Origin of the sequence: Stenotrophomonas sp. TEPEL (assembly GCF_004348785.1) — a bacterium.
GTDB classification, from domain to species: domain Bacteria; phylum Pseudomonadota; class Gammaproteobacteria; order Xanthomonadales; family Xanthomonadaceae; genus Stenotrophomonas; species Stenotrophomonas indicatrix.
This window is the reverse complement of sequence record NZ_QQXJ01000001.1, coordinates 828,609-855,095: the sequence shown is the minus strand read 5'-3', so window position 1 is coordinate 855,095 and position 26,487 is coordinate 828,609. Positions and strand designations below refer to the sequence as shown.

The following is a 26,487-nucleotide window of genomic DNA, read 5'->3' as shown; positions in this document are numbered from 1 at the left end:
GCCACGTCATCGCCCAGCACGTTCTTCAGGCGCTCGACCAGGCCCTGCTTGTCCTTGGCTGCGGCTTCTGCTTCAGCAGGCTCAACGCCAGTCCACCTACCACCAGCACGCCCAGCCCCAGCAACGCCCACAGCAACCACGCCTTCCAGTCGTGCTGCGGCTTCAGCGCCGCATCACCGGCGAGCGTCTCCGGGCTGCCTTCCAAGCGCGCCAAGGTTGGCTGCCACGAAGGATCATTGCGCTGCCGCAGTTCCTCGATCAGCACCGTGATCGGCGCCTCCGCGCGGCGCGCGGTCGTACTGCCCACGGCCAGCGCGTAGGGCGCTGCGCCCTGGCTGAGGAACACCATCACTTCCGGTTGATAGCCCAGGCGCAGGGTCGGGGCGCTGGTGGTCTCCACCGGGCTCGCGACCAGCTTCCAGTAACGGTCGCGGTACATGCCGCCCAACGGCTGTGCCGCCGATTGCTGGCGCTGGCCCGGTGCCCCCTGCTGCAGCTGATAGGCGATCCAGGGCGCGCTGCGGCGCTGCCACTCGGCGCTTTCGTCGTCGCGGCTGAACAGGGTCCACTGCACCAGGCTGTTGTCGGTGCTGGCCACGTCGGCCCGGGTCACCGGGAATCGACCATCCAGTTCAAAGGTGAATTCCCCCTTGCCCTGCGCGGTCGGTGTCAGCGACAGCCACTCCCAGGGCACCGTTGCCGGCGCCGGCGGCAGTTCGGCCAATACACTGCGCAGCTCCGGCAGGCGCGCCTCGCCCTGCGGCAGGATCCGCAGGTAGCGCACATTGCTGTCGACCTGCAGGCGTCGCTGCAGCAGGCGCTTGCCCGCACGCTGCAGGTCCACCAGGGGGACATCACGGGCGATCGACTGCCAGCGCTGCAGATCATCGCTGGCGTCAAGCTGTACCTGCGCCTGCAGCGGCTGGCCACTTTCGGCCCAGTCCAGCACCAGCGCTGCCGGCGGCTGCTGGCCAAGCACGCTGGCATCGATCAACCAGCCGCCCTGCCCGTTCGCCACCGCACCACCACCAAGCCTGGCCTCGACCCGGCGCACACGGCCGTCGGTATCGCGCTCGGTCAGCAGCTGCAGGTCGTTGCGCTGGGCCTCGGCCAGTGGCGGCAGCGCGAACCACGGCAGTTCGCGCTGCACCGGCGGCTGCGCCAACGGCTGGTCCGGCGCCAGCAGCGCCGATGGCAATGCCTGGCCGGCAGCGTTGAACACCTGCAGATCGCCCAGATCAGCGGCGCCTGCGCGGCGGTAGATCGCCGGCTCCAGCACCACACGATAGGCACCGGACTGCGCGCTGGACAGGCTCAGCGGCCACTGTTCGGCGTACTGCGCGCGGTAGTCCGTGGCCTGCGCGGCAACCGCACCGGCCACGCCGAACAAGACCGGCAGCAACGCTCGGCTCCACTTCCTCATTGGTTTTCCTCCACGGTTGGCGGCGCGCTCGGCGGCGCGGGCGCCAGGTAGCCCACCACGGTGCACAGCAGGCCGTAGGCAATGAACGATGCGATTCCCAGCAGGTTGCCCAGATGCTGGCGGTCGATCAGCACCAGCTTGGCCAGCACCACGGCCATCAACACGGCACCAACCATCCACAGCACACGCTGGCCGCGACGCGAGCCCCACACCCAGGCGATCACGCCGAGTACGCTCCACAACACGGTCAGGCTGGTCTGGGCCAGGCTGAAGCGGGCCATCGTCGGATCCCAGACCACACCGCCCCAATGATGCACGCCATGCAGCACGGTGCTGGTCAACGCGATGAAACCGGCCACGGCCAGCACCGGCACACGCAACCGCTGCAGCTGCGCCGGTCCCTGCGGGTCATACAGCCAGCGCGCGATCAGCAGCAGGCTGACCCACTGTGCAAGTTCGGCAGGATTGAGCAGCGGCAACCAGGGCAACGGCGTGGCGTCGCCCGCCAGGGTCAGGCCGAACAACCAGGCCAGCGCCAGCACCGCGAAAATCACGCACTGCAGCGGCAGGCGCACCGGGTCAAACGCAGCACCCAGCGGCCAGCGCAGCACGTTCCAGCGCCACAGCGACAGCGCCGCCAGCAGCAGCCACGGCAACGTGACCAGCAATGCTGTCCAGCCCTGCGCCAGGCGCGCGTCGCCGCCGCCCCACAGGGCCAGCAGCGAAAGCAGCGACGGCCACAGCAGCCACCACAGGAACTGCGCGATACGGGCCACGCCGCCGCTGCCCTGGCGCAGGCACAGCAGGCTGCGCACGCCAAGCACGGCGAACACCGCCCACGCCAATGCGCCGTAGCCGGCAAAGGGCTGCTGGTGCGCATCGCTCTGCAGCAGGGCCAGCGGGAAGCCGGCGGCCAGCATCGTCAACGCGGTCACGCCCAGCGCTCGTGCCGGCATGCGGCGCTGCACCTCCGAGGCCAGCCAGGCGGTGACGGCGGCCAGCACCAACACCGCGTCGGCCTGCGCCGAATGCTGGAAGAAGCGGCCGATTTCATGCACCAGACCGCCCAACCACCACAGCAGGCCCCACAGGTAATACGCCAGGGCGATGTCATGGCGCTGCCTGCGCTGGTAGCTCCATGCCGCCGCGAAACCCGCCACGGCCAGCAGCAGTGCGCCGATCGCGGTCGGGTTGAGCAGGAAACGCTGGTCCTGGTGCCAATGGTCGGCGCCCACCACGAATGCGAATGCGGCGGCGAGCTGCAGCAGCGCACCGGTCACCTGCGGCAACCAGCGCTTCTGGCGCAACCCCAGCCACGCCAAGCCGGCACCTTCAAGCGCGAACACCGCACCGGTGGCCCGCGCCGACAATGCCAGCGGCACCGCCAGCGTCGCAAAGCCCACGGCCATTACTGCATGCGACTGCGCCAGCACCGTGTACGACGCGCGCGCGATCAGGGCCCGTGCCAGCAGCGCATAGATCGCTGCCAGGCCCAGCGCGCACAGGGCCAGCGTCATCGGTTGTTCGTGCAGCATGCCGGCCTGCAGCGAGAAGGCGATCAGCGGCGCGCCGAACACCAGGCTGCCGTCGACCAGATCGCGACGCCCGGCCGGCTGCCGGCGCGCATACAACAACGGAATCAGCAGATAGAAGACGAAGAACAGCAGCAGGAACGGTTCGGTACTGGCGAACTTGGCCGCGTCGTACTGCAGCACGCCCCAGAAGGTACCGATGCCGAAGGTGAACGCGAAACCCAGCAGGTTCAGCACACGCCACGGGCGATACCAGGCAATGGCGAAAATGCCCGCGTTGAGCACGGCGTAGTAGCTGAACAGCCCGACGTGGTTGCCACTGCCGGTGGACAGCCACAGCGGCGCCATGAAGCCGGCCAGGATGCCCAGCACCGCCAACGTGCGCGAGTTCTGCACGACCGCCAGCACGCACAGCCCCGCCACCAGCGCGATCGAACTGGCAAAAGCGAAGCCGGGCGCGAGCAGATCGAAACGCTTGAAGGCAGCGAAGATGGTCAGCAGCAGCACGCCGATGGCGCCCCCCTGCAGGGCCAGCGCGAACATCCGCCGGCGCTCGCGCTGGTGCCAGCCGAAGGCCAGCAGGCCCAGCGCACCGACAGTGATGCCCGCCAGCCGCAGCTCGACCGGCACCACCAGCCAGCCCTGGTCACTGACGTACTTGAGCAGCGCAGCAACACCGGCCAACAGCACCAGCATGCCGATCTTCACCGGCACGTTGCCCTGGGTGAACCAGTGTTTGACCGCACCGATCGCACGTTCGACCAGGTTCGGCAGGGCCGGTTGCGCTGGCAAGGGCGGCACTGTGGGCTCAGGTGGCAACGGCGGTGGCGGCGACGGACGCGCGGGTTGGACCGGTGGCGGCAGCTCCTCGCGGGCGGCAACCGGCGGTGGGGCCGTGGCCGCCGTGGGCCGCAGGAACGAGGGCTCGCTGCCGGGTTCGCGCGATGCCGCAGGCACACGCGGCGGCTCGGCCACGGCCGAGGGCGCACGGCCAGAAGTGGGCGCGACCTGCACGCTCTGTGCGGCCTCCAGCGCGGCGACCCGCCGGCGCAGGCCGGCAATCATCACCAGCGCCACCACCAGCAGCAGCGGTATCGCCAGCAGGACCAGTACTGCCAGGACCAAGAGTGCTTCCATTCCTCGCCTTCCGATGCGATCCCGCGCCACGATGGCGGCGGTCGACGGGCCCATGCTACGTCAGGCCGGGCCCCTTAAACGACGAACCCCGGCCAGGCCGGGGTTCGCGCGACGATCTTCGCAGGCCTTACTTGGCTGCGACGACCTTGGCCATTTCCAGGCACTTGTTGGAATAGCCCCACTCGTTGTCGTACCACGACACGAGCTTGACGAAGGTGCCGTCCAGCGCGATTCCGGCGTCGGCATCGAACACCGAGGTGTGGGTTTCACCGCGGAAATCGGTGGCCACCACCTTGTCTTCGGTGTAGCCCAGGATGCCCTTCAGCGCGCCTTCGCTCTGTGCCTTCACTTCGGCGCAGATCTCGGCGTAGGTGGCTTCCTTTTCCAGTTCGACGGTCAGGTCGACCACCGACACGTCCGAGGTCGGCACGCGGAAGCTCATGCCGGTCAGTTTCTTGTTCAGTTCCGGGATGACCACGCCGACGGCCTTGGCGGCACCGGTGGAGGACGGAATGATGTTCTCCAGGATGCCGCGGCCGCCGCGCCAGTCCTTGTTGGACGGGCCATCGACGGTCTTCTGCGTGGCGGTGGCCGCATGCACGGTGGTCATCAGGCCGCGCTTGATGCCCCACTTGTCATTGATGACCTTGGCCAGCGGCGCCAGGCAGTTGGTGGTGCACGAGGCGTTGGAGATGATCGCCTGGCCGGCATAGGTCTTGTCGTTCACACCGAACACGAACATCGGCGTGTCGTCCTTCGACGGTGCCGACAGGATGACCTTCCTGGCGCCGGCATCGATGTGCTTCTGCGCGCTGACCTTGTCCAGGAACAGGCCGGTGGCTTCGAGCACGACGTCAACGCCGACTTCGTCCCACTTCAGGTTGGACGGATCGCGTTCCTGGGTCAGGCGGATCTTCTTGCCGTTGACCAGCAGATCCTTGCCATCGACGGCTACGTCGGCCTTGAAACGGCCGTGCACGGAGTCGTACTTGAGCATGTAGGCCAGGTAATCCGGCTCCAGCAGATCGTTGATGGCCACGATTTCGATGTCGTCGCCGAAGTTCAGCACCGCCGAGCGCAGGACGTTACGCCCGATGCGACCGAAACCGTTGATACCAACCTTGATTGCCATGTTCTCAAGCTCCTGCAGCCGCGACAGGTGCGGCGGGGTGGATAGGGCCCACAAGTCTAGCAGGCCGGCCTTGACCACCGCCGGCCAGGCCCGCCGCCGGGACGGGGGCCGGACAGGATTTGATCCGGATCAAAGCGTTAGCGCGGCGTGAGGCCGAGACTGGCCACATCCACCCCGCAACGAGATCACCCCCATGCGCAAGACCTCCCCCCTGATCGTGGCCAGCCTGGCCGCCGCCCTGTCGTTGGCCGCTGCCCCGGCCATGGCCCAGTCCAAGGGCGACTGGACCCTTTCCGCTGGCGTGCACCAGGTCGCCCCGAAGTCGAACAACGGCTGGCTGGCCGGCGGCACCCTGAAGGTCGACGTCGACAACGATGTCAAGCCGACCATCACCGGTGAGTACTTCATCGCCGACAACCTGGGCATCGAAGTGCTGGCGGCGCTGCCGTTCAAGCACGACATCAACATCAACGGCCTGGGACGCGTGGGCAGCACCAAGCAGCTGCCGCCGGTGGTCACCCTGCAGTACCACTTCAACAGCAAGGGCAAGGTGTCGCCGTTTGTGGGCGCCGGCCTGAACTACACGACCTTCTTCAGCGAAGACACCACCGGTGCGCTGGCAGGCAGCAAGCTGAAGCTGCAGGATTCGTGGGGCCTGGCCGCACATGCGGGCATCGACTTCGCGATTGGCGAGAAGGGCGCCCTGCGCGTGGACATGCGCTGGATCGACATCGACAGCAAGGTGAAGCTGGACGGCGAGAAGATCGGCACGGTCAACATCGATCCGCTGGTCTACGGCGCGTCCTACGTCTTCAAGTTCTAAGGGGTTGATTGGCGGGGGCTGCGCCCCCGCTCCCCCGCTACAGGCAAAACCCTCGCAGCATGTTGCCCCGGTATGTGTGTGCCGGGGCTTTTTTGTTGGGCGCGACGGGCCCAGGTTCCGGTGTGGGTCGAGGCAGGGGAAGAGGCCGGGACACGCCGTAAACCCATCCATGGGGGCTCGATGGCGCCATCCATGGCGCCAACGGTCCCGTCCCCTTCCCCTGCCTCGCCCTTCCATTTTCCACGCGCGCGCAAGCGCAAGCAGAAGCGGGCAACCGCATTGCGCAGTTGCCATCGGCTGCATGCGATTGCGGGCTGCAGGATGAAATCCTGCATTTGACTGTGATTCTGCTTTTGTCGTTTGCATCCGCCAACGCGGCCATGTTGGATGGTGGCTGCAGGGGCAGGCGCTGCGGGACCGTCCGCGGCATGGGCCCAAGGCATGCCTCGGGCGGGTTGGACAGGATGTCCAACCCCGGTCTTGCCGTGTGCTCAGGACAGCGCACACGAGCAAGCCGCGGCCGAGCCTACAGGGACGTACTTGCGGCGTGTCCCGCAGCGCCTGCCCCTGCAGCCACCTGCCCAGCGAACAGGAACGCGCCGCTTTCCATCAACCACCCATCTCCCCCGCTGGCTAGAATGAGCGGATGAAAGCACTGCACTCCCTGTTCCTCGCCGCCGCCCTCGCGCCGGCCCTGCTGACCCTGTCCGCGCCCGCCCATGCCTGGGGCGCACAAGGCCACCGCCTGGTCGCCGAAGTCGCCGACAGCCGCCTCAACCCGACCACGCGCGCTGAAGTCGACCGCTTGCTGGCCACCGAACCCGGCGCCACCCTTGCCAGCATCGCGCCCTGGGCCGACCAGCTGCGCGCCAAGGACCCGGGCCTGGGCCGCCGCTCGGCCGGTTGGCACTACGTCAACATCGCCGAAGATGGCTGCCACTACGAGGCGCCGAAGCACTGCAAGAGCGGCAACTGCATCGTCGAAGCGCTGAAGGCGCAGAGCGCGATCCTCGGCGACCGCAGCCTGACCGATGGCGAGCGCCTGCAGGCGCTGAAATTCGTCGTGCATCTGGTCGGTGACATCCACCAGCCGATGCACGCCGGCTACGGCCACGACAAGGGCGGCAACGATTTCCAGCTGCAGTTCGGCAACCGCGGTACCAACCTGCACTCGCTGTGGGACAGCGGCATGCTCAATACCCGCAAGGTCGACGATGCCGGTTACCTGCCGGTGCTGCGCGCACTGCCGGCGCCGAAGCTGGCACGCCAATCCAACCCGCAGCGTGATCCGGTGACCTGGGCTGAAGCCAGCTGCCGCATTTCGGTGCAACCTGGCGTTTACCCTGCCTCGCGTAAGATCGGCGACGACTACACCACGCGCTACCGGCCGGTGGCCGAAGCGCAGCTGCGGCTGGCCGGTGAAAACCTGGCGCAGTTGCTGAACCGCGTGCTCGCCACACGCTGAGGAGTGCCCGATGTCGGTCCAGGTGCAATCGTTCTTCCACCGTGACAGCAACACGTTCAGCTACCTGGTCAGCGACCCGGCCAGCGGCGAGGCCGCGCTGATCGACCCGGTACTGGATTACGACCCGGATACCGACGCCAGCAGCGAATCGCCGGTGCGCGCGATGCTCGATGCCATCGCGCAACAGCAGCTGCACGTGCGCTGGCTGCTGGAAACCCACGCCCATGCCGACCACGTGTCGGCAGGACGTCGGCTCAAGCAACGGTTCCCGGATGCGACGCTGGCCATCGGCGAAGGCATCCGCGCGGTGCAGGCCACGTTTGCACCGCGCTATGGCCTGCAGCTACCCGATGAACATGCCGTCTTCGATCACCTGTTCGCCGATGGCGAGACCTTCGCCCTCGGTGAACTGCAGGGGCGCATCATCGCCGTACCCGGCCACACCAGCGACAGCATCGCCTATCTGATCGACGATGCGCTGTTCACCGGCGATTCGTTGTTCATGCCCGATGGCGGCACCGCACGCTGCGATTTCCCCGGCGGCGATGCTGCGCAGCTGTACCGCTCGATCCAGCGCCTGCTGGCCCTGCCCGATGCCACCCGCGTATTCGTATGCCACGACTACGGCCCGGGCGGACGCGATTTCGCCAACGAAACCACCATTGGCGAACAGCGCGCCCACAACATCCATGTGCATGAAGGCGTGGCCGAGGCCGAGTTCGTCAGCGTGCGCCAGGCCCGTGATGCGACCCTGGCAGAACCGCAGCTGATGCAGCCGGCGGTGAAGGCGAACATCCAGGGCGGCGCGTAGGGCCCGCACGGTCGTCTCATCGCGCCAGCAATGACACCGCGTCATCTACCCTGCGTGCGCACCACATGCTGGCCCTTCACGATCTCGAAGGTGAAGGCGTACAGCAGGCTCACCGGCACCGGTTCGACGCGCTCGGCGCCTTGGCAGTCGCCCCGGTCGCTCGGCACCTTGCCGGGGGCGAAGTGACAGACCGCGGCGGGCGAATACTTCCACATCGCCACCGCCTCCTGCGCAGCCTGCAACAGCGGCGCATTCTCGCTCGCCGCGCCTGCCGCGCATTCGCTGCGGTCGACCAGCGCCAGGCTTCGCTCGACAGCGCCTTCGGCATCGATCACCACGTGCAGGCAGATCGTGGTCGGCGCCAGCTCGGTGCGCGGGTCACGATCACCGATCTGCGGATCCGGCGCCGCATACAGCTGCGGCATCCGATAGCCTTCGGTCGCTCCCAGCGTGTACGCCTGCACCTGGCCGCTGCCACCTTTCCCTTCCGCATGCAGGCGCTGATGGCCGACACTCTCATTGCGGGTATCGACGGTGGTCAACCGTTCCTGGGTGGCGCAGCCTGCCAGCATCGCCACTGCCACCAGCAGCGCGATGCGCATCATCTGGCTGTCTCCGTCACGCCGTCGCTCTCATCCATGGCGAAGGTGATCGGAATGCGCACAGCGCCGGCCACCGGCTTGCCGTTCTTCAGCGCCGGGCGATAGGTCCAGCGGCGTGCAGCGGCAATCGATGCCTCTTCGAACACGCCCGGATTGGTGGCGCTTATTACCTGCACATCGGCGGGGTGTCCCTTGGCATCCACCTGCACGCGCAGGTTCACCACACCCACCTGACGCTGCTCGATCGCAGACTTCGGATACGAGGGCGGCGACATCTTGTCGACCTGGATCGGACGGTCGAGCCCCGCTTCGGCCGCGTCTTCTCCAGCATGTTCGAACGGCTCTACGTTGATCGACGGCACGCCCGCTGTCCTACCCTCGCTGGCCCACGCCACCGCCCCCATCCCCAGGCACAACCCGACCACCAGCACCTGCCCCGACACCCACGGCAATGCCTTCCGCTTGGACTGCTTCAACATGGCGATACGCTCCTTCAACACAGGCTGGCTGCGCCAGTGGCAGACCACCGGCGCAACCGGATGGACCAGCTGCGCCTTCAGCAGCGTGCTGGCGTAGAGACCGCGCAGCGCAGGCTGCGGGGCAATGGTGCGGGCGTCGCAGGCCAGTTCCTGGTCACGCAGGAAACGGCGTGCGGCCCATGGCAGCAGCGGATGGAACCAGAACACCGCGCGCACCAGCAGCAGTACGCCGTTGGCCCAGTGATCGCCATTGCGACGATGGCTGTGCTCGTGCTGCAGGATCAGTGCCTGCTCCTGTGCAGTGAACTGCTGGTCGAAATCGGGGCCGACCACGATGCGCGGCCGCCACAGGCCCACCAGCGCGGGCAGCCCCGGATCGCCACTGGCCTGCCAGCTGCCATCGGTGCGTGGCCACAGCGCGCCCAGGTTCCGCTCGAAGCGACCCTGTGCACGCAGGTCGCGCAGCAGGCAGGCGCCCGCACCCAGCGCCCACACCACCAACAGCAGCAAGGGCAATTGCAGAGATGACGCAGGGGTGCCCTCCACTGCTTCGGGCACGACCTTCAGCGGCAAGGTCGGCACATGCTGCAACAGCGCGACCTGTGGCAGGGGAATCAACAGCGTGGCCAACAGCAGTGGCAGCAGCCACCAGCTGCGGTAGGCCAGCCCGGCGCCGCCCAATCGCACCAGCAACGGCCGCGTCACCGCCAGCAGGACCACGCCCACCGCCAGCCACAAGCTGGCCTGCCACAGTCCGTCGAGCAGCTCATTCATGGTCCAGCTCCTGGATCAGCTTCTTCAGTTCGGCGATGTCCTGCGCGCTCAGCTGGCCGCGTTCGCTGAAGTGCGCGACCAGCGGTGCCACCCGGCCCTCGAAGACACGCCCGAGGAAGTCCTGGCTCTGCGCCTCGACCCAGGCCTGGCGTTGCAGGAGCGGCCGGTACAGGTAGCGCCGGCCATCGCGCTCTGCGGTGATCGCGCCCTTGGTCAGCAAGCGGTTGAGCAGGGTCTTGATGGTCGGCTCGGCCCAGTCACGGTGCGCCAGTGCGGCCACCACCTCGTCGGCGCTACGCGGTGCCTGCTGCCACAGCACCTCCATCACGACGGCTTCGGCTTCGCTGATCGGGGTCATGGTTTACATCCGTAATCGACGATTCGATTACGCGCGTAATCGCATCAACTGTCAACCCCTCGACCGGTAATTCATCGCGCCTGCTGGCCACCTACCTGTGGAACGAGAACCATAGCTTCAGCCTGGCCCGCAGCAGCGGCGAATGCGTGATCAACATCCCGGGCGTGGAGCTGCTGGACACCGTGGTGGACATCGGCAACTGCAGCGGCCGTGACGTGGACAAGTTCGAACGGTTCGGCCTGGATGCGATGCCAGCGCGGGAGGTCGGGGCACCGCTGGTGGGCCAGTGCCACTCCAGCTTCGAGTGCCGCCTGCATGACGACAGCCAGGTCGAATCGAGCAACCTGTTCATCTGGGAAATCGTGCGTGCCCATGTTGCGCCTTGCCCAACGCTGCCACGCACGGTGCATTACCGGGGCGATGGCCAATTCATGGTGTCCGGTGCCGAAGTCTCGCGTCGACGGCGGTTCAAGCCCGACATGCTGTAATGCCAGCACTCCCCCTAGCAGGACCGCCCCGGATGACCGAACACCTCACCGACCTCGACGCCGCCGTTGACTGGCTGTTTGCGCGCGTGGATGGGCCGCTGCGGATCGGTGCGCCGCTGGCGCTGGGTAAACCACACCGCCTGCTCAACGCCCTGTATGCGCGCGTCGAACAGGACCCGTCGCGGCCGCTGCAGCTGTATACCGCGCTGTCATTGAACCCCCCGCAGGCAAAGGGCAACGGCCTGGAAGCGCGTTTCCTGGCGCCGTTCGCGGCCCGCCATTTCGGTGAAGACTTCCCGCGCCTGGCCTACGCCGATGCGATCGCCCGCGATGCGTTACCAGCACACGTGCAGGTGGAAGAGTTCTACATGCAGTCCGGTGCCCTGCTCGGTTCGCGGCAGGCGCAATCCAGCTACACCAGCCTCAACTACACCCACGCTGCCGATGCGGTAGCGCAGCGCGCGCCGCAGGTGATCGTGCAGAAAGTGGCGATGCGCCCGGACGACCGGCGCCTTTCGCTGTCGTGCAACAACGACATCACCCAGGACACCCTGGACGCGATGACCGCACGCGGCCTGCCGCGCCCGCTGCTGGTGGCCGAGATCGATCCGCAGCTGCCCTATCTGGGCGGCACGGCCACGGTGGACGTGTCCTTCTTCGATCTGGTCATCACCCCGCCAGCGCCGTATCCGGCGTTGTTCGGCCTGCCACGGCAACCGGTGGCCGACGCCGACTACGCCATCGGCCTGTATGCCAGCACCCTGGTGCGCGACGGTGGCACCCTGCAGATCGGCATCGGCACCCTGGCCGATGCACTCAGCCACGCATTGGTATTGCGCCACACCGACAACGCACGCTACCGCCGCGTGTTGAACGCGCTGGATCCGCAACTGGCCAGCCATCCGCTGGTGCAGGAGATCGGCGGACTGGACCCGTTCGAGATCGGCCTGTACGGCTGCAGCGAAATGCTCAACGAGGGCTTCCGCCGGCTGGTGCAGACCGGTGTGATCAGGCGCAAGGTGCATGACGACCTGGCACTGATGCAGCGCATCGAAAACGGCAGCACGCTGTCCATCGACCATGCCACGCTGGAGGCCGAGGGCGAATACCTGCACGGCGCGTTCTACCTGGGCTCATCGGAATTCTACGAATGGCTGCGCACCCTGCCCGAAGACGAATGCCGGGCGATCGGCATGCGCCGCATCAGCGAGATCAACCAGCTGTACGGTGGCAACGAAACGCTGGAGCGCCTGCAGCGCCGTCACGCCCGCTTCTTCAATTCCTGCATGATGGCCACCGCGCTTGGCGCGGCGGTATCCGACGCGCTGGAGGATGGCCGTGTGGTCTCGGGCGTGGGCGGCCAGTACAACTTCGTGGCGATGGCGCACGCCCTGCCGGAAGCCCGCAGTGTGCTGATGTTCCGCGCCGCCCGTGATGATCGCGGCCAGCGCGAATCCAATGTGCGCTGGAACTACGGGCACACGACCATTCCGCGCCACCTGCGTGACATCTATCTCAACGAGTACGGCATCGCCGACGTGCGCGGCCTGACCGACGACGACTGTGTGCACGCGATGGCGGCCATCACCGAAGCACCGTTCCAGGGCGCCCTGCTGCAGCAGGCCTTTTCGGCACGCAAGCTGGCCGCCACGGCGCAACCTGATGCGCAGCGGCTGCAGCGCAATACACCCCAGGCACTGGCGGCGGCGCTGGCGCCGTTCCGCAACGATGGCACCCTGCCCGATTACCCGTTGGGCAGCGACTTCACCGAGATCGAACAGGTGCTGGTGAAGGCACTGGGCTGGCTGAAGGCCAATACACAGACGCGCGGCAGCAAGCTGCGTACCGTGTGGGACGCGCTGTGGCAGCCTGCAGGCGATGGTGACGCGGTGTATCTGCAGCGGATGGAACTGCAGTCGCCCAAGGACTTCGGCGAGCGGCTCAATGCACGGTTGTTGAGGCTGGCCCTGGCGCGCACCGCGTGATCGCGCGGAGGGTAGCGGCGGGCCATGCCCGGCGGACAACGATCAGCGCCAACCAAGGTTGGCACCTGCCGCAGTAGCGCAGCGCGCTATCCTGTGCGAATGAACGACGATTCCCGTTTTCTGCATGACCTGCAACGCCGCCAGGCCGCTGGCGAACACCTGCGCTATCTGTGCTTCTGGGGCCACCAGCCGCCGCGCACCGGCGTGTCGGCTTCGTGTTTCAGCCAGTGGTATGACGCGGGTTTCAGCATCGATGGCGTGCACTACCCAACTGCCGAGCACTTCATGATGGCCGGCAAAGCGCGACTGTTTGGTGCCACCGACATCCTCGAACAGGTTCTCGCCAGCCGCACGCCTGACAAGGTGAAAGCGCTGGGCCGGAAGATCGAGGGCTTCGACGAGGCTCTCTGGGCGCAGGCGCGCTACGCCCTGGTGGTCGAAGGCAATCGGGCCAAGTTCTCGCAGAATGCGGCGCTGGGTGATTTCCTGCGCGCCACGGAAGATCAGGTACTGGTCGAAGTCAGTCCGGTGGATTTTGTCTGGGGAATCGGCCTGGCCAAGGATCACGCCGACGCGCACAACCCGGCGCAGTGGCGCGGACTGAATCTGCTGGGCTTTGCGCTGATGGAAGTGCGGGACGCGATGTAACGCGCATCCACGCGTGGCGTGGATCTACGGGCACGGCGGGCGATCCGTTTCGCCCCGCAAAGAAAAGGCCGGCTTTCGCCGGCCTTTTCCCTATTCCATTGCAGCGGGACTTACAGCGCCTTGGCTGCTTCCACCACGTGCGCGGTGGTGATGCCGAAGTGCTGGTACAGCTTGTCGGCCGGGGCCGAGGCACCGAAGGTGTCGATACCGATCACTGCACCATCCAGGCCGACGAACTGGCGCCAGAAGCCGGTGACGCCAGCTTCGATGGCCACGCGCTTGCGCACGGCGTTCGGCAGCACCGATTCGCGGTAGGCCGCATCCTGGCGCAGGAACACATCGGTGGACGGCATCGAGACCACGCGGGTCTTCAGGCCGGCCGCATCCAGCTGAGCCTTCGCTTCGGTCGCCAGCGAGACTTCCGAACCGGTGGCGATCAGGATCACGTCCGGAGTGCCGGCAGCATCGGCCAGCACGTAACCACCGCGCTCGATCTGTGCGATCTGCTCAGCGTCGCGCGGCTGGTGCGGCAGGTTCTGGCGGCTGAACACCAGGCAGCTCGGGCCGTCCTGGCGGGTGATCGCAGCCTTCCAGCTCACGGCCGACTCGACGGCATCGCACGGGCGCCACACGTCATTGTTCGGGATGCAGCGCAGCGAGGCCAGATGCTCCACCGGCTGGTGGGTCGGGCCGTCTTCGCCCAGGCCGATCGAGTCGTGGGTGTAGACGTGGATGGCGTGGGCCGGGATCAGCGCGCTCATGCGCACGGCATTGCGGGCGTAATCGCTGAACACCAGGAAGGTGGCGTCGAACGGGATGAAACCACCGTGCAGGGCCAGGCCATTGGCGATCGCGGTCATGCCGAACTCGCGCACACCGTAGTACACGTAGTTGGCATTGGCATCGTCGGTGGCGACGGATTTGCTGCCCTTCCACAGGGTCAGGTTCGAGTGCGCCAGGTCAGCCGATCCGCCCACGATTTCCGGCAGCAGCGGCGCGAACGCCTCGATGGCCAGCTGCGACGCCTTGCGCGAGGCAATGGTCTGGCCTTCGGCGGCAACCTGGGCGATGTAGGCGTCGGCCTTGGCGATGAAGTCGGCCGGCAGATCGCCATGTGAGCGGCGGGTCAGTTCAGCAGCTTCGGCCGGGTACTGCGCAGCGTACTTGTCGAACTGCTGCTCCCACTCGGCCTGGCGCAGGGTGCCGGTACCGCCGGCACGCCAGCCGGCGTAGATCTCTTCGGGAATCTCGAACGGACCGTAGTTCCAGTCCAGCGCCTTGCGGGTGGCTTCCAGTTCGTCCTTGCCCAGCGGTGCGCCGTGGCTGGATTCCTTGCCGGACTTGTTCGGCGAGCCGAAACCAATGGTGGTGCGGCAGCAGATCAGGGTCGGCTTGCCGTCCTGCGACAGGGCCGCTTCGATACCGGCCTTGATGCTCTCCGGATCGTGGCCATCGACGCCACGGACCACGTTCCAGCCATAGGCCTCGAAACGCTCCGGGGTGTTGTCGGTGAACCAGCCTTCGGTGTTGCCGTCGATGGAGATGTGGTTGTCATCCCAGAAGCAGACCAGCTTGTGCAGGCCCCAGGTGCCGGCCAGCGAGGCGGCTTCGTGGGAAATGCCTTCCATCAGGCAGCCATCGCCCATGAACACCCAGGTGCGGTGGTCGACGATTTCCAGCTCCGGGCGGTTGAAGCGCTGTGCCAGCAGCTTCTCGGCCAAGGCAAAACCGACCGCGTTGGCGAAACCCTGGCCCAGCGGACCGGTGGTGGTCTCCACGCCCGGGGTCTCGTGACGCTCCGGATGGCCAGCGGTGTGGCTGCCCAGCTGGCGGAATGCCTTCAGCTGCTCGATCGGCAGGTCATACCCGCTCAGGTGCAACAGCGCGTACTGCAGCATCGAGCCGTGGCCGTTGGACAGCACGAAGCGGTCGCGGTTGAACCACTGCGGGTTGTTCGGGTTGTGACGGTGGTAGTCGTTCCAGAGGACTTCGGCGATGTCGGCCATGCCCATGGGCATGCCGGGATGGCCGGACTTTGCGGTTTCAACCGCATCGGCGGCGAGGAAGCGGATGGCGTTGGCCAACTGGCGACGGGTAGGCTGCGTCATGGTTCTGTCGGAATCGGGAGGCGGCCGCGGAACTGCGGGCGGCCTATTGTCCCACAGACGCCCGGCAGGGTCAGGTCGACCAGGGCATTAGTGCCGGCCGTTGGCCGGCAACGTCGTGATCTGCGCTGGATTCCGCATATGAAGAGGGGTCGGAGCCCCTTCCTGCGGAAAGGGATCCGACCCCGATCAGGTATTGCCTGGGTCAGTTGTCCAGACGGGCCGCGGCGGCAGCGGCCTCGGCCGGAGTGTCCGGCGCTTCGCCCTTGGCCACCAGGGTGGTCAGGGCCAGGTCACCGGTCACGTTCAGCGCGGTGCGGCACATGTCCAGGAAGTGGTTCACGCCCAGGATCAGGCCGATGCCCAGCGGATTGACGCCGACCATCGCACAGATCATCGCCACCACCGGCAGCGAGCCGGACGGCACACCGGCCGTACCGATACCACCAAGGATGCAGACTGCCATCACCATGACCTGCTGGCCGATGCTCAGGTCGACACCGAAGAACTGGGCCAGGAAGATCACCGTCACGCCCTCGAACAGCGCCGTGCCGTTCTGGTTGGCGGTGGCGCCCACGGTCAGCACGAAGCGCGACACGCGCTGCGGCAGGCCCATCTGGTCGGCCACGCGCAGCGCGGTCGGCAGGGTGGCGTTGCTGGAGGCGGTGGAGAAGGCCATCACCGTGGCCTCCTGGGTCTGGCGGAAGAACGCCAGCGGTGAACGGCCCGACAGCCACACCGCGGTGCCGTAGGTCACCACCATGTGCAGGCCCAACGCCAGCACCACCACGCCCACGTAGGCACCCAGGCGGATGATCAGATCGAAACCGAACAGCGCGGCCAGGTTGAACATGAAGCAGGCCACTGCATACGGCGCCAGGCGGATGACCAGGTTGATCAGGGTCATCGAGATCTCAAACACGCCTTCGATGGCGCGACGCAGCGGGGCCACCTTGGCCTCGTCGGTCAGCACCATGCCGATGCCGAACATCAGCGCGAAGAACATCAGCGACAGGATCGCGCCATTGTCGGACGCGGCCTGCAGCACGTTGCTCGGCACGATCGACAGCAGCATGTCCATGCCCTTCGGCGTGCCATGGATGCCAGCAACGATTTCCTTGCTGCGCTCGGCATTCTCCGACAGCATCAGCGCGGCCACCTGCGGGTCGACGCCGGCACCGGGCTTGAGCAGGTTGACCAGAACCAGGCCGATACCCACTGCAATGCCAGACAGCAGCACGGTGTAGGCCAGCGTCTTCCAGCCGATGCGGCCAAGGGCGCGGATGTCGCCCATCTCCGACACACCCATGATCAGCGCCGAGAAGATCAGCGGCACGATCAGCATGAAGATCAGGTTGAGGAACAGGCCCGACGCCGGGGTGGTGACGTAGTCCATTACCCACTTGGCACCGGTCTGCAGGCCGTCGACGCTGCCGCCCAGGGCATGCACGATCAGTCCCAGGACCAGGCCGATCGCAAAGCCGATGCCCATCTTCCAATGCAGGGGCAACTTCTTCTTGTCGGCAGCAGCTGCTGTCATGCGCGGGATTCCTCGAAAAATGAATCTACTCTAACAAAGCGCGCAAGCCGCGCCGGTTCAGGGTTGCCGCGGCGGATACAGCGGCGGCAGCCCAGTGTCGACGGCGCCGGTGGCAGCCGACCAGTGCGGTCCGTCACGGAAGCTTTCGCGCAGGCGGGCCCGCAGCGCGCTGACATCCCCCATCCCGCCCCAGCGCGCCTGCTGCAACGCCTGCAGGGTCTGCCGCTGGGCCGGATCGGCCAGGCGCTCGATCACCTGTTCCAGGCGTTCAACGCAGGCCATCGAACACAGCAGCGCCTCTACCTGGTCGAAGCCCTCGCCATCGATCGCCCGGCGCAGCTCGGCCACGCTGGCACGCGAGGACGTTGCAGGGGCACTGGCTCCTGGCCGGGGAACCGGACGGGTGTGGGCGACGGCACGGCGGCCACGTCGCCATCCCCATGCCAGGGTCAACAGCCACAGCAGCGCCAGGCCTGCGGCGGCAGCCATCCACGGCCACGGCCGGGGACCTGCTGCGGTGGGTGCGAGAGAGGATGCAGCGGCGGGTGCGGCGTCTCCCGGCAACGCGGCATCGGTATCGATCGGTTGTGCCACCGGCGCGCCGGCCCGGCCTGCGGCCACGGCCAGTTCCAGATCCGGCAGGCTGGCCTGCTGGGCACTGCCACTGTCCACGTTCCACCAGGCCACGCGCGGCCCCGGCACACGCAGGGATCCAACCTGCCGCGGCACGATCGAGTAGCGACGGGTGATCTTCAGGCGTGGCGTGCTGCCGTTGAAGGTTTCCTCGTACTGGGCAGGTTCGGCGAACACCTGTGCGGCGTCGCCGAGGTCGGGCACGGGCAGATCGGTGAACTGTGCCCGGGTAGCGCCGTTGGCGATCGCTTCGACCATCACGGTGGCCGCTTCGCCCGTACGCGCACTGCTGGGTGCAGCGGTGTAGCGCAATTGCAGGCTGTGCAGGGGCAGCCACGGCTGTACGGCCTGCGCCGGTTGCGCCTGCACCTGCAGCGTGCGTTCGGCACCGACGGCATTCATGCGGCCATCGCCACCGCTCCCGAAGAAGTCATCGAAGAACCCACCTGCACTGCGGCCGGTGAAGCGCGCGCCCGGCAGGCGCAACGCCCCGCTGCGCTCGGGGATCAGCAGGAAGCGACGTTCGACCACGTTGTAGCGACGGCCGTTGACCTGGCGCACGTCGCTGCGATCCTCCCCCACCCGCTGCAGCGAAGCGCCACTGGGTGTGTCGAGCACCAGTTCGCCCGACGCCAGCTGCGAGGCGAAGTACAGCCTGACCACCACGCCCACGCTCTGCTGCACGTAGGGCGTCGGGTCATCCACCTCGGTTTCGATGAAGGCGGTGGCATTGCTCTGCGGGGTGGCCACCACCGCATCACTTACCTGCAGCACCAAGGGCACCGTGCGTGCTGCGCCTACCTGTAATGAAGGCACCTGCAGCGTACCGGTGCGGCGCGGCGTCAACGCAACCGTATAGAGGTTGCGCTGCTGCACACCGCCATTGCTCCACTGCACCTGGCGGTTGCTGCTCTGCGCACTGAGCACGAAATCGGCATTCAACGGTGCATAGTCTGGCGCGCCCTGGTCGGTCTCGATGTGCAGGGTGACCGCATCACCGGCGGCGATGCTGTCCTGCTCCAGCCAGGCGCGCGTCTGCGCCATGGCCAACATCGGCAGCCACAGCAGCAGCATCGCCAGCACAGGCAAGGGCCACCGGATTTGCCTGCTCGCCATGCCTGTCATCGCCCTTCCCTCTTTCTACGTTCGTTTTCCAACTGGAACTTGGCCCGCAGCAGTGCCCCCGGATCATCCGGCACGCGCCGCATCCACGCCTCTACGGCCTGCTGTTCCTCACGCTGTTGCGGCGTGCCGCCATCGCCGCGCACTGCTGCCTTGCCGGCTTCGCCGGCGCGCGCCTGCTGCAGGGCCTGCTGCATGCGCTGGCGCTGCTGGGCATCGGCCTGCGCCTGGGCCTGCGCGTCGGCTGCCTGCGGCGGCTCCTGCTTCGCCCCCTGCTGGCCGGCACCTGCAGACGCCGGGTTCTGCTGGCCCTGCGGTTCCTGCTGGCCTTGTTGGCCTTGCTGGCCCTGCTGCTGATTCTGCTGACCTTGCTGGCCTTGCTGGCCCTGCTGGCCCTGCTGCTGATTCTGCTGACCTTGTTGGCCTTGCTGGCCCTGCTGGTTCTGCTGCTGTCCCTGCTGCGGCTTCTGCTGCCCCTTGCCCTGCCCCTGGCTGTTGTTCGACGACGACTTGCGCTTGCGCGCGGCGTCGACCACCGCACGGTTGGCGACGGCGTCGGCCATCTGCGGGTGGCGCGCCAAGGCCTTGTCGTAGGCGGCGATGGCACCGTCGTAGTCGCCCTGGCGGGCAAGCACGTTGCCGAGGTTGTACCAGCCCGCATCGCTGTCGATGCCTTCGAACTGCTTGCGGGCAGTGGCGAAATCACCTTGACGGTACGCCTGCACACCCTCGGCCAGGCGTGCATGCTCACGCTGGTCGGCACGTTCCCACATCGTGCCCGCTGTCGGCGCAGCCATGGGCGCGCGCGGCTGTGCCTGCAACTGCCCGCTCAAGGGCAGAAGACCCACGGCCAGCACCGCCGCCAGCACCGCGCGGCGACGGAACGCCAGCAGTGCCAGCAGCATCACCGGCGGCAACAACCAATAGCCTTCGTCCTGCCACTGCCGGGCCTGCCCGGGCCGCTGCAACGCACCGCCGTCGCTGGCATCAAGTACGTCCAATGCCTTCAGGTCGCGATCATCGCTGGCGATGCGCTGGTAACGCCCGCCACCTGCGGTGGCGACGGCGCGCAGGCTGGTTTCATCCAGCGCGGCCTGTGCGATCTGGCCTTGACCATCGCGATAAGCGGCGCCGGATGGTGTGCCCAGGCCCAGCACCGACACCTGCAGGCCGAGGCCACGCGCCTGCGTTGCGGCAAGCGCCGCTTCGCTGTCAGCCTGGTCGCTGACCAGGAGGATCTGGCCGCGCAGGGCACCGGTCTGCCGCAGCAACCTGACCGCCCAGTCGATGCCACGGTCGGCGCGCTGTCCATCACGCGGCATCACCTCCGGCGACAGCGCGTCCAGGTACAGCGCCACGTTGGCAGCGTCGTCGGTCAACGGCGCCACGGTATAGGCATCTTCGGCATACACCACCAGACCCACCTGTCCGCCTTGACGGGCGCGCAGCAGAGCACCGATCTTTGCCCGCGCCTGCAGCAGGCGCGAGGGTGGCAGGTCGGTCGCGGTGATGCGGCTGGAGAGATCCAGCACCACCACCAACGGCGCACTGGCCTGATAGATCGGCTGCGCCTGCTGCCTCCAGCTGGGGCCAGCCATCGCCAGTGCCGCCAGGGTCCAGCCCAGCAGCAATGCCCATGGCAGGCGCGTGCGTCGCTTGCCCTCGCCCGCCAGGAGCTGCGACAGCAGATGGGCGTCGACCGCCTGCCGCCACGCGTCGCTGCGCCGTTGCCGGTAGATGGCCACTGCGACGATCAACGGCAGTGCCGCCAGCATCCACAACCAATCCGGGCGCAGGAAATGCAGCGCGCTCCAATCGAACGTGCTCCAGTCGGGCATCTTCAGAAAAGTGGCGCTCATCGGCGACGCTCCGGCCATACCCACGCCAACGCACCCAGCAGCAAGGCGACGGCCAGTGGCCATGCATAGCGCTCGTTGCGCGGACGCAGTGCCGGTCCCTTCGCTGCGATTGGCTCCAGTCTGTCCAGTTCGGCATAGATGCCAGCCAGCTGGTCGGTGTCACGCGCACGGAAGAAGCGGCCTCCGGTCATCTCGGCGATCCTGCGCAGCGTTGCCTCATCCACCGGGTCGCGGTCGGCGGCCACGGGAATGCCGAAGAACCGCGCACTACCGTCGCTGCCAAACGCCACAGTGTGCACGCGCACCCCTTCGGCACGCGCCAGCTCGGCTGCGCGCAGAGGTTCCAGCACACCGGCGTTGCTGACGCCGTCGGTCAGCAGGATCAGTACACGCTGCCCTTCGGGCTGATTGCGCAGGCGTTTGACCGCCAGCGCGATGGCGTCACCAATGGCCGTCTCGCGCCCGGCAAGGCCAACCACGCTGTCGCGCAGTTGATCGCGCACGCTGGACAGATCCGCAGTCAACGGTGTGAGTGTGTAGGCACGATCACCGAACACCAGCAGGCCGACGCGATCGCCGGCACGACGGTCCAGGAAATCGGCCAGCACCGCCTTGGCTGCGGTCAAGCGCTCCACCGCCTGCGCACCGAGTACCATGTCCGGCTCGCTCATGCTGCCGGACACGTCCATTGCCAGCATCATCTGCCGGCCTTCCTGCGGCGGGGTAATCGCCTCACCCAGTTGCTGCGGACGCGCCATCGCCACGCACAGCGCCAGCCAGCCCAGCCACAGCAAGCCGCTGCGCAGCCAGGAAATGCCGACACGACCGCCGCCAGCCAGTGCTTCCAGTTCGGCAGCTGCGTAGGGCACGCGCAACGCAGCGCCCGGATCGGCCCGCCGCTTCCATGCAAGCATCAGGATCGGCAGCGGCAGTGCCAGCAGTGCCAGCGGCCAAGCCAGCTGCAGATCCGGCCAGGGCCAGTAAGCTGCCAGCGCGCTCATCGGCGGCGCTCCTGCAGCAACGCCAGGTAGCGTGCCCGCGCCCACGCGCGCACGTCGGCCACGGCAGCGGCATCCACGCTTGGACGATACGCCCCCTCGGCCAGCAGGTTGCGCTGCGCGAGCGACAGGGTGTCCTTGGGATCGACGTACTGCCACCACGCGTCATCGCGCAGGGCTTCGCTGCCGGGGCGTGCCTGACGCGCCGCACGCCGCAGCAGGCTGGCGATGACCGCCAGTTCCGACGGCGCGCCGGTTACTGCTGCAATCTCCTGGTCGAACGCATGCAACCACTGTCGTCGGCGTCGACGCCGACGCCATGCCACCGCAGCAACGATTGCCAGCAACAACAGAACCAGTGCGATCAGCATCAGCCAGCCAGGTGCCGGCGGCCACCACGTTGGCGAGGCCGGCAACTGCACATCACGCAGCGGCAGGGAGGGACTCATGCCGGCACCTCCGTCGGTGCCGGTGCCAGCCAGGCATCGCTGGCCGCATCGGTGGAAAGCACCTGCACATCGACGCGACGCGCAGCAAGCTGCGTGCGCAGCTGCTGCAGGGGATCGACAAAATGCGCCTGCCAGTGCGCCTGCACATCGTGGCGGCGCAGGTCCAAACCGATGCGCTGCTGTGCGGCGAGAAACTGCAAGGGAGCCGCTGGCGGTTGCAGCTCCAGCGGATCAACCAGCAGCAGCAGACTCAGGTCATGGTGTTGGGCCAGTGCGCTCCAGCGCGCCGGCGGAATGCGGATCGCCTGCTGCGGATCGGCCAGCACCAGCATCCGCGCGCCGGGGCGCAGCACCCGCCCGGCATGGTCCAGCGCGCGCTCCAGGCCGAGATCATCGGCGGGTGGCTGCGCGTACCAGCGCGTGAGGGCGTCGAGTACGCGCAATACACCTCGAGCACCGCCGGCCGGCGCGATCGGCGCCTCGCGCTCACTGCCGCGCAATGCACCGATGCGGTCGCCGCGACGCTGTGCAGACCATGCCGCGACGGCACCCGCGCGCGCCGCCTGCACGGACTTGAAGCGCACGCGGGTACCGAAGTACAGCGCAGGCGAAGTATCGGCAACGATCAGGGTGACCCGCTCGCGTTCTGCCTGGAACAGCTTGGTGTGCGTGCGGCCGGTGCGCGCGGTGACGCGCCAGTCGATGTGACGCGCGTCGTCGCCCGCCACGTACTCGCGTGATTCGGCATATTCCATGCCGCGCCCGCGCAGTGGTGAAGGTGCTTGCCCGGCGCTGCCCGCCCGCCCACGACGAGGCGGCGGCGGGCGCTGTGCCAGGCGTCGCAATGCCACCAGCTCGGCAAGCTGCGGTCGCAGACCATCGCCATCACTGGTGCTCGGAGCAGGTTCCTTGGTCGTGCCGGTCATGCGCGCACTCAGGGTGCCGGTACCCGGGCCAGCAGTTCCTGCACCAGACGTTCGCCATCCCAGCCTTCGGCGGTGGCTTCATAGCTGGGCAGAACCCGATGGCGCAGCACATCGGCAGCCACGGCACGCACGTCGTCGGGGGTGACGAAATCACGCCCTGCCAACCACGCCCGCGCCCGTGCGCACCGCTCCAGTGCGATGGAGCCACGCGGGCTGGCGCCCCACGCGATGCGGCGCGCCAGCGAGGTGTCATAGCGCGAAGGGTCGCGTGAGGCCAGTACCAGCTCGATCAGATAGCGCTCCAGCGCGGGGGCCATGTGCAGCTCCAGCACCTCGCGGCGCGCATCGAAGACATCCTGCATCGGCAGCTTTTCCGGCGCCGCTGCGGCCTCGCCAAGCGCGCCGCGGGCACGCTCGCGGGCCAGCCGCAGGATCTCCGACTCGGCCGTCTGGTCTGGATAGCCAATGCGTACATGCATCAGGAAACGATCCAGCTGCGCTTCCGGCAGCGGGAAGGTGCCTTCCTGCTCGATCGGGTTCTGCGTGGCCATCACCAGGAACAGCGACGGCAGTGCGTAGGTGTGGCGGCCAACGGTCACTTGGCGTTCGCCCATCGCTTCCAGCAGCGCGGACTGCACTTTGGCCGGCGCACGGTTGATCTCGTCAGCCAGCAGGATCGGGTGGAAGATCGGCCCCGGTACGAACTCGAAACGACCTTCCTGAGGGCGCCAGATCTCGGTGCCGGTCAGGTCCGAAGGCAGCAGATCCGGAGTGAACTGCACACGTGCGAAGTCTGCTTCCAGCCGTGCCGCCAAGGCCCGGATGGCCGTGGTCTTGGCCAGGCCCGGCGCACCTTCCACCAGCAGGTGGCCATCGGCCAGCAAGGCGATCAGCAGGCGTTCGACCAGCGCCGCCTGGCCGACGATCTCAGCCGACAGTGCATCGCGCAGGTCGCTGAAGGCCGCATGCAGGCGCGAGGTGACGGGGGCAGGCGGTGGAGAAATGGATTCGGGCATCGGCGGAGGCAGGTTCATGGGGGCCTTTGACCGGCGCGGGATGGCTCGGGTTCCCCACATCATCGCAGGCCGTCCGGCTGCTGGCATCAAGAACGGCTGAACAGCCCCCACGCATGGCGTGGATCTACTGGCGCTGACGACGCGGGGCCGCACATGGCGGCCCCGGTCGGATACAACAGATGTGATGCCTCAGTTCTGGCGGGCCACGCGCAGGACCTTCGGGGTCACGAACACCAGCAGTTCGGCCTTGTCCTTGTTGCGACCGCGCTTCTTGAACAGATTGCCCAGGAACGGCACGTCGCCCAGGAACGGCACCTTGCTGACACTGTTGCGGTCGGTGAATTCATACACGCCACCGATCACCACAGTCTGGCCATCTTCCACCAGCACGGCGGTATTGACCTCGCGGCGGTTGATGGACGGCACGGTACCGTAGCCCTGCAGCTGGATCAGCTGATCGACCTCGTCCTTCTTCACCGCCATGTTGAGGAACACGCGGTTGTCGTTGGTGATGGTCGGGGTGACCTTCAGTTCCAGCACCACTTCCTTGAACTGGACATTCGGGGTCTGTGCGCCGCCTGCTGCGCCGCCACCACTGATGGTGACATAGCCGATTTCCTTGCCCTGCTTGATCAGCGCTTCACGCTGGTTGGTAGTCACCACGCGCGGGTTGGAAATCACTTCACCACGCGACTCTTCCTGCATGGCGGACAATTCCACATCAAGCAGATAGCCGGCATTGAGGATCGACAGTGCCAGCGAACCCGGGTTGCTGGCCGCTGCCACCGGCAGGTTCCAGTTCAGGCCACGGGTAATCGTGGGACCCACCGGCACCGGCGCCGGCCCCGTCCTGCCACCGGCTACCCATTGGTTGAACGCAGTCTGGTTGGCAATGGAGGTGCTTACTTCCGAATCGCGGTTCTTCGCATTGGAGTCCAGGTCGCCGCTGAAGTACACATTGTCACGGCTGCCACTGATGCCGAACTTGGCCCCCAGCTCGCGCGCGAACGTGTCGGTGGCGATGACGATGCGCGCTTCGATCAAGACCTGGTCGACCGGACGATCAATAACGCCGATCAACTCGCGCATGCGCGCGATCTTCTTCGGAATGTCGCTGATCATCAGCGTGTTGGTGCGCTCGTCGGCGACGATGCGGCCGCGTGCCGAGAGGAAGCCGCTTTCTTCCTGCGAGCTGCCACCGCCACCACCGCCGCCACCGCCACCGCCGCCGCCGATACCCTTGGCCTCGGTCAGCGCTTTGAAGATCTGCGTGGCGCTGTGGTAGTTGATCTGGACGTAGTCGGTCACCAGGTCTTCGCGGTTCTCGATGGCGATGCGCGCGTCTTCTTTCTCCTGCTCGAACTTGGCCAGCTCGGACTGCGGCGCAACCCACACCACACTGCCGTCACGACGCTTGTCCAGGCCCTTGGCACGCAGCACGATATCCAGCGCCTGGTCCCACGGCACGTTGACCAGACGCAGGGTCACATTGCCCTGCACCGAATCAGAGGCCACCACGTTCAGATTCGACTCTTCGGCGATCAACTGCAGCACGGTGCGCACCGGCACGTCCTGGAAGTTGAAAGTCACCGGTTTGCCGGTGAAGCCGCGCTGCGGCACGCCCTTGGCAGCCTGGGTCACGCTGCCGGCAGTGACTACGCCAACGGCGGCCTGGGCCTGCCGCGGGCTGATCTCCACCACATACTCGTTGCCACTCTGGTAGGCCAGCGACTCGACCGGACCGCCCGTGCTCAGCACCAGCTGGGTGCCGGCCCCGGACGGCTTGGCGTCGATGCGCTGCACCGGGGTGGCGAAGTCGGTGACGTTCATCGGCTTCTGCAGGTTGGCCGGCAGGCGTGCGTTGCCGACATCGACAACCACGCTGTTGCCCTGGCTGCGCAGGTCGGGCATGGCGCCCTGGCCGTCGAACTGCAGGATCAGGCGGCCCGCGCCATCATCGCCACGCTTGAAATCGATGCGTGCGACCGACAGGCCTGCCGGTGCAGCGGCCGGCGTGGCCGCCAGCGCCGTCCCGGTCGGCTTTTCCGACGGTGCGGCGGCCAGCGCCGGAGCGCAGGCCAGCATCAACGCGACTCCCAGCGCGCTGATGCGGTTCAAGGTAGAGCGCCGGATGGGACGCAGCCCCTTGGCTTGGTGAAAGGTCATCGTGCTATCCCCAGTA

Annotated in this window: 20 protein-coding genes and 1 pseudogene; 6 read left to right on the top strand and 15 right to left on the bottom strand. The window is 67.1% G+C overall.

Translation table 11 applies throughout. The features are described 5' to 3' along the window. Positions 1-25: 25 nt before the first annotated feature. The 3 genes from TEP_RS03850 to gap all read right to left on the bottom strand — a co-directional run bounded on the left by TEP_RS03850 (position 26) and on the right by gap (position 5,224). Positions 26-1,423, bottom strand: a complete 1,398-nt coding sequence (locus tag TEP_RS03850) for a DUF3999 domain-containing protein (RefSeq protein ID WP_132824330.1) — start codon at positions 1,421-1,423, stop codon at positions 26-28. Then, entirely contained in the window at positions 1,420-4,092 is a 2,673-nt protein-coding gene (locus TEP_RS03845; protein ID WP_132824329.1) for a DUF2339 domain-containing protein, read from the bottom strand. Before TEP_RS03845 ends, TEP_RS03850 begins: the two co-directional genes overlap by 4 nt. A gap of 127 nt (positions 4,093-4,219) precedes the next feature. Continuing rightward, the gene (gene gap / locus TEP_RS03840) at positions 4,220-5,224 is read right to left on the bottom strand and encodes a type I glyceraldehyde-3-phosphate dehydrogenase (protein WP_049464881.1); all 1,005 of its coding nucleotides are present in this window, start codon (positions 5,222-5,224) and stop codon (positions 4,220-4,222) included. 193 nt (positions 5,225-5,417) lie between these two features. Here gap and TEP_RS03835 point away from each other — a divergent pair, with 193 nt between their 5' ends. The 3 genes from TEP_RS03835 to TEP_RS03825 all read left to right on the top strand — a co-directional run bounded on the left by TEP_RS03835 (position 5,418) and on the right by TEP_RS03825 (position 8,323). Next, on the top strand, positions 5,418-6,047 hold the full coding sequence (locus TEP_RS03835) for an OmpW family outer membrane protein (protein WP_025874251.1): 630 nt from the start codon (positions 5,418-5,420) through the stop codon (positions 6,045-6,047). Between the two features lie 646 nt (positions 6,048-6,693). After that, positions 6,694-7,512, top strand: coding sequence for a S1/P1 nuclease (locus TEP_RS03830; RefSeq protein WP_132824328.1), 819 nt, complete (start codon positions 6,694-6,696; stop codon positions 7,510-7,512). 10 nt (positions 7,513-7,522) lie between these two features. Beyond that, positions 7,523-8,323, top strand: a complete 801-nt coding sequence (locus tag TEP_RS03825; RefSeq protein ID WP_132824327.1) for an MBL fold metallo-hydrolase — start codon at positions 7,523-7,525, stop codon at positions 8,321-8,323. A gap of 41 nt (positions 8,324-8,364) precedes the next feature. Here TEP_RS03825 and TEP_RS03820 read toward each other — a convergent pair whose 3' ends face one another. The 3 genes from TEP_RS03820 to TEP_RS03810 are packed head-to-tail and all read right to left on the bottom strand — an operon-like array spanning position 8,365 to position 10,536. Continuing rightward, a complete protein-coding gene (locus TEP_RS03820) occupies positions 8,365-8,928 on the bottom strand; it encodes a hypothetical protein (protein ID WP_206140179.1) in 564 nt (187 codons plus the stop codon). Then, on the bottom strand, positions 8,925-10,178 hold the full coding sequence (locus TEP_RS03815) for a TonB family protein (RefSeq protein WP_132824326.1): 1,254 nt from the start codon (positions 10,176-10,178) through the stop codon (positions 8,925-8,927). Before TEP_RS03815 ends, TEP_RS03820 begins: the two co-directional genes overlap by 4 nt. Next, positions 10,171-10,536: a BlaI/MecI/CopY family transcriptional regulator gene (locus TEP_RS03810; protein ID WP_132824325.1), complete on the bottom strand. Its 366-nt coding sequence runs from the start codon at positions 10,534-10,536 to the stop codon at positions 10,171-10,173. Before TEP_RS03810 ends, TEP_RS03815 begins: the two co-directional genes overlap by 8 nt. An 80-nt stretch (positions 10,537-10,616) precedes the next feature. Between TEP_RS03810 and TEP_RS03805 the strand changes: the two are divergent. The 3 genes and pseudogenes from TEP_RS03805 to TEP_RS03795 form a co-directional block, all read left to right on the top strand. Next, positions 10,617-11,024: pseudogene (locus TEP_RS03805) on the top strand (flavin reductase family protein); the annotation flags it as partial. 32 nt (positions 11,025-11,056) lie between these two features. Beyond that, positions 11,057-13,009 carry an acetyl-CoA hydrolase/transferase C-terminal domain-containing protein gene (locus TEP_RS03800; protein WP_132824324.1) on the top strand — a complete coding sequence of 651 codons (1,953 nt, stop codon included), beginning with the start codon at positions 11,057-11,059 and terminating at the stop codon, positions 13,007-13,009. A 99-nt stretch (positions 13,010-13,108) separates the two neighbouring features. Continuing rightward, positions 13,109-13,657 (top strand): NADAR family protein, encoded by a 549-nt coding sequence (locus TEP_RS03795; RefSeq protein WP_132824323.1) that lies wholly within the window; start codon positions 13,109-13,111, stop codon positions 13,655-13,657. Positions 13,658-13,767: 110 nt separating this feature from the next. Here the strand turns inward: TEP_RS03795 and tkt are convergent, their stop codons facing one another. The 9 genes from tkt to TEP_RS03750 form a co-directional block, all read right to left on the bottom strand. After that, positions 13,768-15,765, bottom strand: coding sequence for a transketolase (gene tkt, locus TEP_RS03790; protein WP_132824322.1), 1,998 nt, complete (start codon positions 15,763-15,765; stop codon positions 13,768-13,770). Positions 15,766-15,967: 202 nt separating this feature from the next. Continuing rightward, the gene (locus tag TEP_RS03785) at positions 15,968-17,302 is read right to left on the bottom strand and encodes a dicarboxylate/amino acid:cation symporter (protein WP_033831880.1); all 1,335 of its coding nucleotides are present in this window, start codon (positions 17,300-17,302) and stop codon (positions 15,968-15,970) included. A 57-nt stretch (positions 17,303-17,359) separates the two neighbouring features. After that, positions 17,360-19,060, bottom strand: a complete 1,701-nt coding sequence (locus TEP_RS03780) for a BatD family protein (protein WP_132824321.1) — start codon at positions 19,058-19,060, stop codon at positions 17,360-17,362. Next, entirely contained in the window at positions 19,057-20,895 is a 1,839-nt protein-coding gene (locus TEP_RS03775) for a tetratricopeptide repeat protein (protein WP_132826445.1), read from the bottom strand. The genes TEP_RS03780 and TEP_RS03775 overlap by 4 nt, the downstream gene beginning before the upstream one ends. A gap of 17 nt (positions 20,896-20,912) precedes the next feature. Continuing rightward, positions 20,913-21,917, bottom strand: coding sequence for a VWA domain-containing protein (locus tag TEP_RS03770; RefSeq protein WP_132824320.1), 1,005 nt, complete (start codon positions 21,915-21,917; stop codon positions 20,913-20,915). Continuing rightward, a complete protein-coding gene (locus TEP_RS03765; RefSeq protein WP_132824319.1) occupies positions 21,914-22,363 on the bottom strand; it encodes a DUF4381 domain-containing protein in 450 nt (149 codons plus the stop codon). The genes TEP_RS03770 and TEP_RS03765 overlap by 4 nt, the downstream gene beginning before the upstream one ends. Next, on the bottom strand, positions 22,360-23,289 hold the full coding sequence (locus TEP_RS03760) for a DUF58 domain-containing protein (RefSeq protein ID WP_132824318.1): 930 nt from the start codon (positions 23,287-23,289) through the stop codon (positions 22,360-22,362). Before TEP_RS03760 ends, TEP_RS03765 begins: the two co-directional genes overlap by 4 nt. Positions 23,290-23,297: 8 nt before the next feature. Further along, entirely contained in the window at positions 23,298-24,323 is a 1,026-nt protein-coding gene (locus tag TEP_RS03755; protein ID WP_132824317.1) for a MoxR family ATPase, read from the bottom strand. Between the two features lie 171 nt (positions 24,324-24,494). Next, complete coding sequence (locus TEP_RS03750) at positions 24,495-26,471, bottom strand: type IV pilus secretin PilQ family protein (protein ID WP_132824316.1); 1,977 nt, start codon at positions 26,469-26,471, stop codon at positions 24,495-24,497. Positions 26,472-26,487: the final 16 nt, after the last annotated feature.

Bases quoted from the DNA above. Each gene is read 5' to 3' on its own strand.
- TEP_RS03850 (WP_132824330.1), bottom strand. From the start codon at position 1,423: ATGAGGAAGTGGAGCCGAGCGTTGCTGCCGGTCTTGTTCGGCGTGGCC.
- TEP_RS03845 (WP_132824329.1), bottom strand. From the start codon at position 4,092: ATGGAAGCACTCTTGGTCCTGGCAGTACTGGTCCTGCTGGCGATACCG.
- gap (WP_049464881.1), bottom strand. From the start codon at position 5,224: ATGGCAATCAAGGTTGGTATCAACGGTTTCGGTCGCATCGGGCGTAAC.
- TEP_RS03835 (WP_025874251.1), top strand. From the start codon at position 5,418: ATGCGCAAGACCTCCCCCCTGATCGTGGCCAGCCTGGCCGCCGCCCTG.
- TEP_RS03830 (WP_132824328.1), top strand. From the start codon at position 6,694: ATGAAAGCACTGCACTCCCTGTTCCTCGCCGCCGCCCTCGCGCCGGCC.
- TEP_RS03825 (WP_132824327.1), top strand. From the start codon at position 7,523: ATGTCGGTCCAGGTGCAATCGTTCTTCCACCGTGACAGCAACACGTTC.
- TEP_RS03820 (WP_206140179.1), bottom strand. From the start codon at position 8,928: ATGATGCGCATCGCGCTGCTGGTGGCAGTGGCGATGCTGGCAGGCTGC.
- TEP_RS03815 (WP_132824326.1), bottom strand. From the start codon at position 10,178: ATGAATGAGCTGCTCGACGGACTGTGGCAGGCCAGCTTGTGGCTGGCG.
- TEP_RS03810 (WP_132824325.1), bottom strand. From the start codon at position 10,536: ATGACCCCGATCAGCGAAGCCGAAGCCGTCGTGATGGAGGTGCTGTGG.
- TEP_RS03800 (WP_132824324.1), top strand. From the start codon at position 11,057: ATGACCGAACACCTCACCGACCTCGACGCCGCCGTTGACTGGCTGTTT.
- TEP_RS03795 (WP_132824323.1), top strand. From the start codon at position 13,109: ATGAACGACGATTCCCGTTTTCTGCATGACCTGCAACGCCGCCAGGCC.
- tkt (WP_132824322.1), bottom strand. From the start codon at position 15,765: ATGACGCAGCCTACCCGTCGCCAGTTGGCCAACGCCATCCGCTTCCTC.
- TEP_RS03785 (WP_033831880.1), bottom strand. From the start codon at position 17,302: ATGACAGCAGCTGCTGCCGACAAGAAGAAGTTGCCCCTGCATTGGAAG.
- TEP_RS03780 (WP_132824321.1), bottom strand. From the start codon at position 19,060: ATGACAGGCATGGCGAGCAGGCAAATCCGGTGGCCCTTGCCTGTGCTG.
- TEP_RS03775 (WP_132826445.1), bottom strand. From the start codon at position 20,895: ATGCCCGACTGGAGCACGTTCGATTGGAGCGCGCTGCATTTCCTGCGC.
- TEP_RS03770 (WP_132824320.1), bottom strand. From the start codon at position 21,917: ATGAGCGCGCTGGCAGCTTACTGGCCCTGGCCGGATCTGCAGCTGGCT.
- TEP_RS03765 (WP_132824319.1), bottom strand. From the start codon at position 22,363: ATGAGTCCCTCCCTGCCGCTGCGTGATGTGCAGTTGCCGGCCTCGCCA.
- TEP_RS03760 (WP_132824318.1), bottom strand. From the start codon at position 23,289: ATGACCGGCACGACCAAGGAACCTGCTCCGAGCACCAGTGATGGCGAT.
- TEP_RS03755 (WP_132824317.1), bottom strand. From the start codon at position 24,323: ATGAACCTGCCTCCGCCGATGCCCGAATCCATTTCTCCACCGCCTGCC.
- TEP_RS03750 (WP_132824316.1), bottom strand. From the start codon at position 26,471: ATGACCTTTCACCAAGCCAAGGGGCTGCGTCCCATCCGGCGCTCTACC.